Annotated in this window: 9 protein-coding genes and 1 pseudogene; 8 read left to right on the forward strand and 2 right to left on the reverse strand. The window is 54.4% G+C overall.

All coding sequences use genetic code 11. From position 1 onward, the window contains the following. The first annotated feature begins 135 nt into the window (after positions 1 to 135). A pseudogene (locus MO767_RS21190) lies at positions 136 to 1,544 on the forward strand (MATE family efflux transporter). Here MO767_RS21190 and tusA read toward each other — a convergent pair. Both tusA and rlmM read right to left on the reverse strand, forming a co-directional pair. Then, the gene (gene tusA / locus MO767_RS21195) at positions 1,541 to 1,792 is read right to left on the reverse strand and encodes a sulfurtransferase TusA (RefSeq protein ID WP_007907805.1); all 252 of its coding nucleotides are present in this window, start codon (positions 1,790 to 1,792) and stop codon (positions 1,541 to 1,543) included. The pseudogene MO767_RS21190 and the gene tusA overlap by 4 nt on opposite strands. 75 nt (positions 1,793 to 1,867) lie before the next feature. Beyond that, positions 1,868 to 2,941 carry a 23S rRNA (cytidine(2498)-2'-O)-methyltransferase RlmM gene (gene rlmM, locus MO767_RS21200; RefSeq protein ID WP_282482092.1) on the reverse strand — a complete coding sequence of 358 codons (1,074 nt, stop codon included), beginning with the start codon at positions 2,939 to 2,941 and terminating at the stop codon, positions 1,868 to 1,870. Positions 2,942 to 3,163: 222 nt separating this feature from the next. Between rlmM and acnA the strand changes: the two genes are divergently transcribed. From acnA to MO767_RS21235, 7 genes are all read left to right on the forward strand, one after another. Then, a complete protein-coding gene (gene acnA / locus MO767_RS21205; RefSeq protein WP_282482093.1) occupies positions 3,164 to 5,905 on the forward strand; it encodes an aconitate hydratase AcnA in 2,742 nt (913 codons plus the stop codon). Positions 5,906 to 6,141: 236 nt separating this feature from the next. Then, positions 6,142 to 6,933 carry a CPBP family intramembrane glutamic endopeptidase gene (locus MO767_RS21210; RefSeq protein WP_282482094.1) on the forward strand — a complete coding sequence of 264 codons (792 nt, stop codon included), beginning with the start codon at positions 6,142 to 6,144 and terminating at the stop codon, positions 6,931 to 6,933. A 390-nt stretch (positions 6,934 to 7,323) separates the two neighbouring features. Next, complete coding sequence (locus tag MO767_RS21215) at positions 7,324 to 8,118, forward strand: ABC transporter permease (RefSeq protein ID WP_282482095.1); 795 nt, start codon at positions 7,324 to 7,326, stop codon at positions 8,116 to 8,118. A gap of 13 nt (positions 8,119 to 8,131) precedes the next feature. Next, a complete protein-coding gene (locus MO767_RS21220) occupies positions 8,132 to 8,785 on the forward strand; it encodes an ABC transporter ATP-binding protein (protein WP_282482096.1) in 654 nt (217 codons plus the stop codon). A 48-nt stretch (positions 8,786 to 8,833) separates the two neighbouring features. Beyond that, entirely contained in the window at positions 8,834 to 9,940 is a 1,107-nt protein-coding gene (locus MO767_RS21225) for an ABC transporter permease (protein ID WP_282482097.1), read from the forward strand. Positions 9,941 to 9,980: 40 nt separating this feature from the next. Continuing rightward, positions 9,981 to 11,048 carry a polysaccharide biosynthesis/export family protein gene (locus MO767_RS21230; protein ID WP_282482135.1) on the forward strand — a complete coding sequence of 356 codons (1,068 nt, stop codon included), beginning with the start codon at positions 9,981 to 9,983 and terminating at the stop codon, positions 11,046 to 11,048. A 255-nt stretch (positions 11,049 to 11,303) separates the two neighbouring features. Further along, positions 11,304 to 14,972 carry an HAD-IA family hydrolase gene (locus MO767_RS21235; RefSeq protein WP_282482098.1) on the forward strand — a complete coding sequence of 1,223 codons (3,669 nt, stop codon included), beginning with the start codon at positions 11,304 to 11,306 and terminating at the stop codon, positions 14,970 to 14,972. The last annotated feature ends 50 nt before the right edge of the window (positions 14,973 to 15,022 follow it).

Below are 15,022 nucleotides of genomic sequence, written 5' to 3' on the forward strand. Positions count from 1 at the left end.
TAAATCCCCTCGCCACAGGGATCTCGAACACCACGAGTAGCAATTACAAATCCGCAACACAGGACTTTTCCTGACCATTGCGTCAGGGCGTAGAATGCGCCGCCTTGCGTATCAACATCTTTGGACGTTTCTCCCTTGAATTCCGTGACTGACCGCCCCGCCGCTACTTCCCTCACCCGTCCGGCCCGGGTTCGCCTGGAGCTGAAAAACCTGCTCGGCCTGGCCTTGCCGATCATGATCGCGCAACTGGCGACCACCGCCATGGGCTTCGTCGATGCGGTGATGGCGGGTCGGGTCGGGCCAAGGGATCTGGCGGCGGTGGCGCTGGGCAACTCGATCTGGGTACCGGTGTTTCTGTTGATGACCGGCACGCTGCTGGCCACTACTCCAAAAGTCGCCCAGCGTTTTGGCGCCGGCAGCTACAGCGAGATCGGCCCGATCGTGCGTCAGGCGCTGTGGCTGGCCTTGGTGGTGGGCTTGATGGCGACCACGATGCTGTTCAGCGCCGAACCGATTTTGCACATCATGAAGGTCGATCCCGAACTGATCGGCCCGTGCATGCAATACCTGCACGGCATCGCCAGCGGTTTGCCCGCCGTTGCGTTCTACCATGTGCTGCGCTGCTTCAGTGACGGCCTGGGGCGTACGCGCCCGGCCATGGTGCTGGGTCTGTGCGGGCTGGCGCTGAACATTCCGCTGAACTACATCTTCATCTATGGTCACTTCGGTGTGCCGGCCATGGGCGGTGTCGGTTGCGGCTGGGCCACGGCGATCGTGATGTGGGTGATGGCCCTGGGCATGGCCGGGTGGGAGCGCTGGGCGCCGGCATATCAGTCGAGTGAGTTGTTCAGCCGTTTCGACTGGCCGCAGTGGTCGGTGATCAAACGCCTGCTGGGCATCGGCCTGCCGATCGGCATCGCGGTGTTCGCCGAGTCGAGCATCTTCGCCGTAATTGCGCTGCTGATCGGCAGCCTCGGCGCGACGGTGGTGGCCGGGCACCAGATCGCGCTGAACTTCAGCTCGCTGGTGTTCATGATCCCCTACTCCCTCGGCATGGCCGTGACCGTGCGGGTCGGCCAGGCGCTCGGCCGGCAGGAACCGCGTGAAGCCGTTTCGCCGCCGGTGTCGGCATGGGCACGGCGCTGGCCTATGCGTGCATTTCCGCGAGCATGATGCTGTTGCTGCGTGAACACATCGCAACGATCTACACGGCCGACCCGACGGTGATTCAGGTCGCGGCGATGCTGATTGTGTATTCGGCGCTGTTCCAGTTTTCCGATGCGATCCAGGTCACCGCAGCCGGCGCGTTGCGCGGCTATCAGGACACGCGGGTGACGATGATCCTGACGCTGTTCGCGTATTGGGGGATCGGTTTGCCGGTGGGTTACGCGTTGGGCATGACCGATTGGTTCGGCGCGCCGAGCGGCCCGAGTGGGCTGTGGCAGGGTTTGATCGTGGGCTTGAGCTGCGCGGCGCTGATGCTGTCGATCCGCCTGACGCGCAGTGCACGCAAGCGGATCCGCATCAGTCAGTCGGCGGGTTAAGCGAGTTTCTTGCGGATCCAGTAGAGGTAGGTGCCTGCCTCTTCGTGCTGCGCCACCAGTTCGTGGTCGAGAAACACGCAGAACTTGGGAATGTCGCGACGGGTCGACGGGTCGGTGGCGATCACCTTGAGCAGGCCGCCAGGCACCAGGTCACGGATGTGCTGGTGCAGCATCATCACCGGTTCCGGGCAGTTGAGGCCGGTGGCGTCGAGGGTGCCGTCAACCGGCGTATCAATCATTTCACTCATGATTCACTCCTGAAACTTGCCGGCATTGTCGCGCATTGCCGGGGGTCTAGTCACTGGCAGCTGATCGGTGCAAAGTCAGCGGGATTTCGGTTTCTTCACATCAATCCGGCGCAAATGACAGGTCACTTCTTCACGGTCGTGGTACAGCTGCTTACAGCCGATCTCGACCCGAATACCGCGTTCCTTGAACCCGTCGGCGATGCGTTCCAGCAAGCGCTTCACTTCGGCGTAACGCTGTTTCATCGGCAGTTTGAGGTTGACCACCGCTTCGCGGCAATGCCCCTCGCCAATCCATTCTTCCAGCATCGCGGCATTGCGCGCCGGTTTCTCGACGATGTCGCAGACCATCCAGTCCACCGGTTGCTTGGGCTTGAAGGTGAAACCGTCAGCCATCAAGTGTTGCACCAGACCGGTGTCCATCAGGCTTTCGGCCATCGGGCCGTTGTCGATTGCGGTCACCAGCATGCCTCGGTTGACCAGTTGCCAGGTCCAGCCGCCGGGTGCGGCGCCCAGATCGACACCGGTCATGTCACTGTGAAGGCGCTCATCCCATTGATCGCGCGGGATGAAGTGGTGCCAGGCCTCTTCCAGCTTCAGCGTCGAACGGCTCGGCGCCTCACGCGGAAACTTCAGCCGCGGAATGCCCATCGGCCACATCGCCGAGTTGTTCGACTCGGCCAGGCCCATGAACACTTCACGGCCACTTTTGAAGGTCAGCAGCAGGCGCGGCTTGTGGGCATCTTCAACCAGCTTGCCAGCCGCCATCAGCGCCTTGCGCAGGTGGCCTTCGAACTTCTTGCAGAAGTTCGACAGTTCCTTGCCATCGTTGGTGTCGACCATTTCCAGCCACAGGCTGCCGCACAGCGGGAAGTCCGCCATGTGCGCGAGGATCACGCTGATGCGGTCGGTTTCCGGCAGATCGATGAAAATCCCTCGAGCCCATTGGCGCGGAAAGATCAGCTCGGCGAAACGCTGGCCACGCATCAGGCGCTCGGCGCCGTCTTCTTCGGTGCAGATGAATTCGGCGCAGGCGCTGGCGGTCTTGGCCTTGGCATAACCGGCCACGTTCAGCCGCGCGGCATGTTCGGAAATCTCGGAGCAGACTTCGCTTTCGAAGCCCGGCCGGCAATGCATAAAGAGGGTGTTCATTCTTACTCCTGGGCAGATGGCGAGAAATTCAACCACTGCGCGATGCCCAGACTTGCGTTGAAGCAAAGCCTGTCACGAAAACCGGCGCATGATAGCCGAGTTCGGAACCTTGGACTTGGCCATAGAGTCCAGTTATTAGCCTTAAGCCCCAAAGAGGACTAGGTTTAAACCTCTGTCCGTCCCGTCAGTCCGTAGCCGTGCGGACCCAAAGGAGTCATTTCAATGCCGTCCCTCGATAGCCTGAAAACGCTTAAAACCTTACAAATCGACGACAAGACCTATCACTATTTCAGCTTGCCTGAGGCTGCCAAAAGCCTGGGCGATCTCGACAAACTGCCGATGTCGTTGAAAGTGCTGCTGGAAAACCTGCTGCGCTGGGAAGATGAAAAAACCGTCACCGGCGCCGACCTCAGGGCGATTGCCGCCTGGCTCAAGGAACGTCGCTCCGACCGTGAAATTCAATACCGTCCCGCGCGGGTATTGATGCAGGACTTTACCGGTGTTCCCGCAGTGGTCGATCTGGCCGCCATGCGCGCCGCGATGGCCAAGGCCGGCGGCGACCCGCAGCGAATCAATCCGCTCTCCCCCGTGGATTTGGTGATCGACCATTCGGTGATGGTCGACAAATTCGGCAGTTCAAGCGCCTTCGAACAGAACGTCGACATCGAAATGCAGCGCAACGGTGAACGTTATGCGTTCCTGCGCTGGGGCCAAAGCGCCTTCGACAACTTCAGCGTGGTGCCGCCGGGCACCGGCATATGTCACCAGGTGAATCTGGAATACCTGGGGCGTACGGTCTGGACCAAGGACGAGGACGGCCGCACCTATGCCTTCCCCGACACCCTGGTCGGCACCGACTCCCACACCACCATGATCAACGGTCTCGGCGTGCTCGGCTGGGGCGTCGGCGGGATCGAAGCGGAAGCGGCGATGCTTGGCCAACCGGTGTCGATGCTGATCCCGGAAGTGATCGGCTTCAAACTCACCGGCAAGCTCAAGGAAGGCATCACCGCCACCGACCTGGTGCTGACCGTCACCCAGATGCTGCGCAAGAAAGGCGTGGTCGGAAAGTTCGTCGAGTTCTACGGTGACGGCCTCGCCGACCTGCCACTGGCCGACCGTGCGACCATCGCCAACATGGCCCCGGAATACGGCGCCACCTGCGGCTTCTTCCCGGTGGATGACATCACCCTGGAATACCTGCGTTTATCCGGTCGCCCCAGCGCTACCGTGAAACTGGTCGAGGCGTACAGCAAAGCCCAGGGCCTGTGGCGCCTGCCGGGCCAGGAACCGGCGTTCACCGACAGCCTGGCTCTGGACATGGGCAGCGTCGAAGCCAGCCTTGCCGGGCCGAAACGCCCACAGGATCGGGTATCGCTGCCGAATGTCGCGCAAGCGTTCAGTGACTTCGTCGACCTGCAATTCAAACCCACCAGCAAGGAAGTCGGTCGCCTGGAAAGTGAAGGCGGCGGTGGCGTCGCGGTGGGCAATGCCGATCTGGCCGGCGAAGCCGACTATGAATACGACGGTCAGACTTATCGTTTGAAAAACGGCGCGGTGGTGATCGCCGCAATCACCTCCTGCACCAACACCTCCAACCCGAGCGTGATGATGGCCGCCGGCCTGGTGGCGAAGAAAGCCGTGGAAAAAGGCCTCAAGCGCAAACCGTGGGTCAAGAGCTCGCTGGCCCCAGGCTCGAAAGTGGTCACCGACTACTACAAGGCTGCCGGCCTGACCCAGTACCTTGATGAATTGGGTTTTGCCCTGGTCGGCTACGGCTGCACCACGTGCATAGGCAACTCCGGGCCATTGCCGGAGCCGATCGAAAAAGCCATTCAGGCCGCCGACCTGACCGTCGCCTCGGTGCTGTCGGGCAACCGCAACTTTGAAGGTCGCGTGCATCCGCTGGTGAAAACCAACTGGCTGGCCTCCCCGCCGCTGGTCGTCGCCTATGCGCTGGCCGGGACGGTGCGCATCGACATCAGCAGCGAACCTTTGGGTACCGACAAAGAGGGCAATCTGGTTTATCTGCGGGACATCTGGCCAAGCACCAAAGAGATCGCCGACGCGGTGAACCAGGTCAACACCGCGATGTTCCACAAGGAGTACGCCGAAGTGTTTGCCGGCGACGAGCAATGGCAAGCGATTGAAGTGCCGCAAGCGGCCACCTATGTCTGGCAGGATGATTCGACTTACATCCAGCATCCACCGTTCTTCGATGACATCGGCGGGCCGCCGCCGGTGGTCAAGGACGTCGCCGGCGCCAGAGTCCTCGCGCTGCTGGGTGACTCGGTGACCACCGATCACATCTCCCCGGCCGGCAACATCAAGGCCGACAGCCCCGCAGGCCACTACCTGCGCGAGAAAGGCGTAGAACCACGGGACTTCAACTCCTACGGCTCACGTCGCGGCAACCACCAAGTGATGATGCGCGGCACCTTTGCCAACATCCGCATTCGCAACGAAATGCTCGGCGGCGAAGAAGGCGGCAATACGATTTACATTCCCACCGGGGAGAGGATGCCGATCTACGATGCGGCGATGCGTTATCAAGCCTCGGGCACGCCGCTGGTGGTGATTGCCGGGCAAGAATACGGCACCGGCTCGAGTCGTGACTGGGCAGCCAAGGGCACCAATCTGCTGGGGGTCAAAGCGGTCATCGCCGAAAGTTTCGAACGGATTCACCGCTCCAATCTGGTGGGCATGGGCGTGTTGCCGTTGCAGTTCAAGCTGGATCAAAACCGCAAGAGCCTGAACCTGAGCGGCAACGAGACGCTGGATATTCTGGGTTTGACCGGCGTCGAGCTGACGCCGCGAATGAACCTGACGCTGGTGATCACCCGTGAAAACGGCAGCCGCGAGAAAGTCGAGGTGTTGTGCCGGATCGATACCCTGAATGAGGTGGAGTACTTCAAATCGGGAGGGATTTTGCATTACGTGTTGCGACAGTTGATTGCCTCGTAACAGCCTGCTGACACAAACACCGCCTTCGGGCGGTGTTTTTGTTTAGGCCGGACGCCCCTATAATCGCGCGCCCATGACACAGCTGTTGTGTACGACAAATAACCACTGTGGGAGCGAGCTTGCTCGCGATAGCGGAGTGTCAGGCAACACGATGCTGGATGTGACGGCCCCATCACGAGCAAGCTCGCACACAAGGGACTGAGTCGCACCGCAGAATCTCGACACAAGGATTTTCAATGATTGCCCTGCCATGGAACTACCTGGCCCTACTCTCCCTCGGCTATGGTCTGGCACTGATCTACGGTCACCTCAGCTGGCTGGCCGGGATATCCGTCGCGCTGCTGCTGGTCGCCGGTTTCGCCGTGCGCCAGCAAAAGGTTCACGCCGGCCACTACCTCGGTCACGGGTTGTTCATTGTCCTGGTCCTGGCACTGGCGATGCACTGGCTTCCCGGTTTCTACAATGGTCGTGGTTTCGCCCCTCAGCGATTCACCGACGATGCCGTGCCGTTTTTCATGTACCTGAATCAGGACAAACCCCTGATCGGGTTCTGGCTTTTGCTGGTCTGCCCGTGGATTGTCGGCCGGCGTTCGCTGCGCCTTTCCATCTATGCCACCGCGCTGGGGCTGACGTTGAGCGCCGCGCTGGCCTTGGGTGGCGCGCTATTGTTGGGCGTGATCAGTTGGGCTCCGAAATGGCCCGATCAAGCCTGGCTGTGGGCGTTTAACAATTTGCTGCTGGTGACGCTGGTAGAGGAAGCGCTGTTTCGCGGCTACATCCAGGGCGGTCTGACCCGGCACTTCAAACACCTGCCCTACGGTGAAAACCTCGCCCTGCTCCTCGCCTCGCTGCTGTTCGGCCTGGTGCATGTGGGCGCCGGCTGGCAATGGGTGTTGCTGGCGAGCCTGGCGGGTGTCGGCTATGGTCTGGCCTACCGTTTTGGTGGCTTGGGTGCGGCCATCGCCACCCATTTCGGCCTGAACCTGCTGCACTTCGGCCTGTTCACCTATCCGATGCTTGCCGGATAACAAACCACGGGATCTAACTGACGCCCAAGCCCCAGCCTCGGTACCAAAAGTTATTCAGGACTCTGAATCACACGGCTGTAATCAGACATATCAGAAACGAAAATAACGTCCTCTGATCGCGACTGGCCGACCTACCCCACAATGGCGAGATCAGCCGTGCCGCCCCCAATGGGCATTGGTTCTTACCGTATTTTTCAAAGCCAGCAGCCAGTCTCGGTAGTTATTTTTGTCAAGCTTCTCAAAGGAACTAAGTGGCTTGACTCCTGTCCGCCCCGACGTTTAACCTCGCGCCCCACTAATGGAAGCAATCCGTCATACATCGACTGATTAGTCCTCTGAAAATGAATTCAAGCAGCGCGTTTATCGCGCTGTTGTGCTGTGCGGTAAAAAATGCTCAAGCCTCGCTCCCCCCTGAAAATCAAAAAATCCGTCATTTTCGCTTTGGTGCTGCGTGAAGCGCGTTCGCGTTTTGGTGATCGCCGTATGGGCGCTACCTGGACGCTGATCGAGCCGATTTGCCACTTGCTGATTCTCAGCGTGCTGTTTGCCCTGATTCGTGGACGCACCGTGGTCGGCATCGACTTCCCGGTCTTTGTATTGGTTGGCCTTGCGCCCTTCCTGCTGTTTCGCAACACCGCCATGCGACTGATGAACAGCCCCAAGGAAAACCGCGCGCTGTTTGCCTATAAACAGATCAAGCCCCTCGACACCTATGTGGCGCGCGTGCTGGTGGAGTTCTGCATCTCGGCAAGCGTGTACGCGATCCTGGTGTTCGGCTTCGCCTGGTACGGCTTCGACATGTCCATCAAGTCGCCCATCGAGTGGATGCTGATCATCCTGCTCGGGGTATTGTTCTCCTTTGGCCTGGGCATGCTGTTGTCGCTGATCGCCCATGCCATGCCCAGCAGCGCGCTATTCCTGCGGATGATGTTCTTCCCGTTGTATTTCATCTCGGGCGTACTTATTCCCGCTGCCTACCTGCCTCACGCCATGCTGCCGCTGCTGCTGCTTAATCCGTTCCTGCACCTGCTTGAACTGATCCGCGCCGAGATTTTCCCGCACTACGTACCGGTCGATGGCGTTTCGCTGTCCTACGTAATCGCCTTCACCCTGGTTTTGCTGTTCGTCTCCCTGGGTACTTATCGGGTTCGTCGACTGCATTTGATCTCCACCAAGAACGGCTAACCGCAGGCTTCCCGTGTTCGAGCTCAGAAATATCACCAAGTCGTACCTGACCCCCAAGGGGCGTCGCCACGTGTTCCGCGACCTGTCGCTGAAAATCCCCGCTGGCAAGAACATCGGCCTGATCGGCCGCAATGGCTCTGGTAAATCAACCTTGATGCGCCTGCTGGGCGGTGCTGATGTGCCGGACTCCGGCACCATTGCCACCGACAAAAGCATCTCCTGGCCCGTAGGCCTGTCCGGCGGCTTTCAGGGCACCATGACCGGACGCGAGAACATCAAGTTCGTCAGCCGCGTCTACGGCGCGGTCGGTGACGCCATGCGCCAGAAGATCGCCTACGTCGAAGACTTCGCCGAGATCGGCAGCTGGATCGACGAACCGGTCAAGACTTACTCCTCCGGCATGCGTTCGCGCCTGGCCTTCGGCCTGAGCATGGCCTTCGACTTCGACTACTACCTGATCGACGAAGTGATGTCAGTGGGTGACGCACACTTCAAGCGCAAATGCGCTGACGTGTTCGAGGAACGCCTGCAGAAATCCAAGGTTGTACTGGTTTCCCACAGCATGCCCGAAATCAAAAAGCTCTGTGACGTCGTGCTGCTGGTGCGCGATGGCGGAGTGCAGATCTATGACGATGTCGATGAAGGCATCAAGGCCTACAACACCTGATCGCCCTGACCGTGGCGTGATTGTTTTATTTCAAGGATGCAAGTGCATATGAGCAGTACGGGTAAATTCAAGGGCTGGCGCCTGACACTGGGACTGATCGTAGTACCAATGGTACTGGCCATCGCCTACTACAGCTTTTTTGCCGCGGACCGCTTTGTCAGCTCCGCGCAAGTGGTGGTTCGCCAGGACGGTAACAACTCGGGCGCACAACTGCCAGGGCTAAGCATGCTGCTGAGCGGAACCAATCCCGCCTCCCGAGAAGAAACCCTGTACCTGCGTGAGTACATCGTGTCGATGGACATGATGCAACTGCTGGAAGATCGCCTGCACTGGGTCGAGCAATACAGCAAGCAACGCAACGACCCGCTCTTCTGGCTGGATAAAGACACCGAGCGCGAGGACCTGCTCAAGTACTACCAGCGCATGGTCTCCGCCCACTATGACGAAACCACCGGCCTGCTGCGCGTTGAAGTACAAGCCTTCAGCCCGGAACTCGCAGAGCAGATGGTCAAGACCATTCTGGACGCCAGCGAGCACTTCGTGAACGAAGTCTCCCACAGCATCGCCCGTGAGCAGATGCGCTTCGCCAAAGGCGAACTGGAAGGCGCGAAGAAGAACTACACCAAACGCAAAGAAGAGCTGCTGCGCTTCCAGAACGTGAACAAGGTACTGGACGGTAAAAGCTCGGCCCAAGGTCGCGCCAGCATCATCGACACCCTCGAAGGCGAACACTCCAAAGAGCGCGCCGTGCTCACCCAGATGCTCTACAAGCTTCGCCCGGATTCACCGCAGGTCAAGCAACAACAGCAGCGTGTGAACGCCATTCGTGAACAGCTGAATGCGGAAAAACGCCTGCTGGTATCCGCCCCGGATGGTGACCAGCTCAACGTGGTGGCCTCGCGCTTCCAGCAATTGACCCTCGACGCCGGCATCGCCGAAGAAACCTACAAGACCGCTGTTGCTGCACTGGACAACGCGCGTATCGAAGCCAGCAAGAAGATTCGTACTCTGGTTACCGTGGTCAGCCCGAACACGCCGCAGATGGCTCTCTACCCAGAGCGTCTCTACAACCTGGCAACCATCTTCCTGGCCCTGCTGTTGCTCTACGGTATTGCCCGCTTCCTTATTGCATCGATCGAGGATCATCGTGATTAAATCCATTTCTGGCCTGCCCCTTCGCCCCCTGAACTTGAGCATGCGAAACAGCGCTGTCGCGGGTTTGATGCTGGTGACTTTGACTTTGTCTGGTTGCAGCGGCGTATTGTCGGGCGCCGGCCCATACAAAGGTGATATCGAAAGCAAAAGCCAAAGCACTGCGTATGACCTGGTGGACATCAACGCCAACACTATCGCTCCGTTCATGCGCCCAGCCACCAAACCGGCCAAAGCCAAAATCACCAGCCCTCTGGCACAAAGCGTGCGCCTGATGGGCGGTGACGTGATCAACGTGCTGATCACCGACAATGCTCCAGAAGGCAGCGGCCTGTTCGCCCCGCTCTCGACGGGTGGCACCCAACTCAAAGTGCGCATCGACGACAAGGGAATGATCTCCCTGCCGTACGTTGGCCATCAGTTCGTTGCCGGCATGACCCTGATTCAGGTCGAAGACATGATTCGGCAGAAGCTCAAGGGCGTGACCACCGACGTGCAAGCGCATGTTGATCTGGTTGGCGATCTGTCCGGCTCAGTGCTGGTAGCGGGCGCGGTGAAAGCCCCCGGCCGCTTCTCCACCCTTCAAGGCCCGCTGACGCTACTTGATGCTGTTAACCAGGCAGGCGGACCGGTGATGGAACCGCATTTGGTCAATGTCACTGTGCGTAATGGTAGTCAGGTCAAAACGTTCAACTACGAAGATATCCTCGCCGGTAACAACTTTGTTCTGAAACCTAACTCGGAAGTCGTTCTGGACCGCGCTCGCCAACGCTTTGTGGCTATGGGCGCTGTAGGCGAACCTGGCCTACACGATTTGCCATCGCAGAACGCAAGCCTGCTCGATGCATTGGGGTCTGTTGGTGGGCTGAAAGAAGTCAGTGCGAATCCGCAGGGTGTATTCGTATTCCGCATGGGTGAAGGCTACCCAGCCAAACCGATCGTTATGCGCATTGATATGCGTGATCCAGCGGCGATCTTCTTCGCCCGCCAAGTTATTCTAAAGCCGGATGACACAATTTACGTCACCAATGCGGCTGTCTATGAATGGCAAAAAATCATTACTCCTATCGTACAAACGATGGTTTTGGGTAGAGCAGTCAGCACTTATTAAGTATCGGCCAAAAAGCCACTACATTTAGATTTGACATTATTGAAATGACTTGACCCCATGCATAGCCATATAGGGTCAAGTCACTAAAAATCCGTACTAATAAAAAGTTAAAATCAATTTACAAAGCGATACGAGCCAATACGTCTAGTGAAGATGCAAAGCTGTCAGGCAAATAAATGACTGGCAACACATATCACCGACAGCTGACCAATACCAAACAGTGGATGATGCTTGTAACGCCCCCCAGGATAAAAAATGAATTTCGAAAAAGCGTTGTTTATGTCAAATTTTGGCGTCGATATGGGAATGCCGGAATTTAGAGTTGGCTCGTTTGCCACCTACCTCCTCCCATTCAGCCAAACGTACAAAAAAGCGTTCGAAGGCGACGTCAAATTCCTGATGGGATCCCACACGCTAGACCTGCTAAACCGAAAGCAAAACATCAAAGAGATAAATCGCGATAACTCATTTATCGTGGAAGGCGCCGACTACGCGCCTATTTTTGGCTATGGGGATGAGTTCATACTTCAAAGCTACAACAATAATTTCGGCAGCAAACTCGAAACTTATCAAAACTATTTCGAACAGCTATTCGCGGGGTGGGTGCCAGACGTAATTTTTTGCTGGGAGTTCCCAACAACACTCTTCAGAAAACTATTCCCAAAAGCACTCGTCCTGGACATCATGCCCGGGGCCTATATGCGGCCTCCTTACCCTAAAACCATCAGCATCGATCCAGTAGGCTTATACAAGAACTCGTTCCTGCAATCATATAATGCTGACGAAAATTACTCTGACCTTGACGACCTCAGCGACTTCTACCAACTCAAGGACATGTATGCAAATTATTTCAATAATGATATTGATGTAAAAAACGTCATTCTTGACTTGGTAGATCCAGATCGAAAATTTGAAAAGTATTGGCTGGTTCCTCTGCAGGTTTCCAACTACTTTGGTTTCTATGCAAACTCAAAATACCGCGACCAATTTGAGTTCCTTACAGATGTCATGGCAAAAGCGCCAAAAAATGTTGGTGTGATTTTCACCCAATATATTGGCGGATTAGTATCAGACAAAGTAATTAGCAACAGAAATCTTGGGTACCTTCGAAACCTACACTCAAACTTTCTTTACAGCACCGAGTTTGAAAAACTCGACAACCTGTCCCAATATATTATCCCTTGGATTGACACCGTTGTAACAGTATCAAGCACACTTGGCTTTCAAGCACTACTGCATGGTAAAAAACTAGTTTCGCCTTCCAACTCACATCTATCGTATGTCTCTTCTACACTCGAAGAAGATAAAGCCGTTTCCGAAGATTTTGTTGCATCGCTCATTTGCAGACAAAATCCGCTTGTAGAAAAACTCCTCAGCGATGTCGATTATTTCAGAAACATGATCATTTCGTTAGCTATGCGCAAGAGTGATTCTGCCGCAGACGTACTAAAGTCTCTACCAAAAACAAAAAACTTATACCAAGAATATTTAGCACTTTCTCCTTTTTCCGCTGCAGACAATCAAATTAAAAAAATGGGCGGAGTTGTAAGCTGCAAGAAAAACTCACTGCGGAGCTTGCTGGACACAATAGATCACTTTGACATCGTATCATTTGACATTTTCGACACACTATTGAAACGAAGCGTTTTCAAACCCGAAGACGTTTTTATTCTAATTCAGAAAAAACTGGAAGAACAATATCATCACTTACTTAACCCTCTAATCCTAAAACGCTTTCCAGAGCTGCGAGTCGGATTCGAGCGTCAACTTAGAAAAGAACTAGACGAAAAAAATGCAACGCTAGACTCGCCCGAAGTAAAAATTGAAGAGTTTTTCATCCACGATGTTTACAAAAAAATGCTCAACGCATTTGGCATCGATATCTCTTTAGCCGAAATACTTTCAAACGTGGAGCAAGAGGTAGAGTTTTCAGTCCTTGCCGCACGGTCTCTTGGGAAAATAATCTATGACTATGCAATCGCCAAGGGTAAAAGAGTCATATTAGTATCCGACTTCATCCATGATAAATTATTCGTCACTAAAGCGCTGACCAATGCAAGCTATGTCGGCTACGAACATTTATACGTATCATCCGAGATCGGACTAAAAAAACACTCCGGCAGTTTGTTCACGCATGTACTTAAAGAACTAAACGTTACCCCAAAACAGATTATTCACATTGGCGATAACTCTACTGGCGATTTTTTGAAGGCAATAGAGTCGGGGATATACCCGACAAAAATCCTATCAACAAGAGAGCGCGTAAACCAAATCTTTAAAAATCGCAACCTGCAACTTCCTGTACTGGACAATAGTTTTTACTTACGCTCAGCGGTAAATTTGTATGCCGAAGAGTATTATGACGCACTGCTAGTCAATGGAGACAAGCCTGTTACCTCCGCAAAAGAAAAGCGAGAAGCCTTTAGCACTCCAGGCGAATTCGGCTTTTTGGTGATGGGCCCTGTTCTTTATGAATTTGCAAAATGGATTTTGGACAAGGCACTTGAACAACAATGTTCGAAAGTTTTGTTTTTCGCACGTGACTGCTCACTGCCTTATCAAATGGCAATTAAGCTCGTTACCAATGTAAAGAAATACGCTGGGCTAGAACCTATTTACTTGGCTGTATCTAGGAAGGCGCTCACTTGCCTTAACGTTAACGAACCCAATGATTGCTTCAAAGTACGAATCGATGATTTCTCCAGAAACAAAACACTTTCAAGCTTGCTAAGCAGCAGATTTAAAATCGACTCCGAAAAAGTTGATGAAAAATACTATAAAAAATGGAACATCCTGAGTCTGGACTGCTATGTCAAAGAATGCACACTCGGAGCAATTTATGGCTTGGTATACGAATACATGTCAGAAAACTGGAACGAGTGGAGCACCGCGATAGAACCAAACAAGGTGGCGTTTAAACTCTACCTTCAATCCAAGAAACTAAACAATCTAGACAACGTTGTCGCGGTAGACTTCGGTTATAAAGGCTCAGCCCATTCAGTTGTCTCTGACTTTTTCGACAATAAGTTTATTCCGCTGTTTTTCATGACTTATGGCGGGGAACTGGGTAACGCTCCCTATCCAAAAGCCGAAGCTTTTGCAAATAACAATCTGAATGTGCAGCACAAGAGGTCAACGCCGCTTATCTCTCACAACTTGATTATCGAAACCATTATTAACGAGCCTATCGGCAGCCTAACGGCTTATGACCTAGTTGATGAGGTACCAGAACTTTCCCGTGAAGAGCTGGAAAGCGACGGCCATCTAACAAAAATCCGTTCAATTCATTGCGGTGCAATGAAGTTTTGCGACCGCTGGATTCATTCCTTTGAAAATCTTGGCTACGAAATAAAACTCGAAAACAACTCTTCAACTTATTTAATGGATCATTTTTTCTCCAGCCCAGTGCAAGCAGATCTAAATATCCTACAGGGATTGATTTTCGACAATTCTTATGCCGGAATTCAAAACATTTACATTCTTTCGCCCACTAGACCAAACGACTCTGATGTCTGGAAAGAGGGCTTGGCGCTCAGAAAAAAACTGACACCATCAAAAAATGTCGTTACAACTACCACTCAGAGCATCAAGGCAATTACAAACGCACTTGTAAAAAGTCAACCAGTAACTGAGAAGCCGCTCAGCCAAAAAAATAAATCAGCAGTTGATTTTTCAGTTCTAAAATCAGCAAACTTAAAACATATCAAAAGTTATCATAGAACAGAATTTTTGTCCGTGCTCTCTAACTTTGCCTTTCCTGGAAAATCTTGCGTAATTGATCCAACCCTTATCGAAATGGTTATAACAAAAGGGAAGAACCATGTCGCACTTGAATTCCTTAAAGCAAACGGTGGACTTTGGCGATCAAAACTTAATCTAAAAGACAAAATCTACTTAACGAAAGCCTCTCTGAGCAGCAAATAAAGGAACTGGTCAGTCTCTTAGAGGCTGGCCAGTTTCCGCTTAGGCAAATG

Origin of the sequence: Pseudomonas sp. UYIF39 (assembly GCF_029963765.1) — a bacterium.
Lineage (GTDB): Bacteria > Pseudomonadota > Gammaproteobacteria > Pseudomonadales > Pseudomonadaceae > Aquipseudomonas.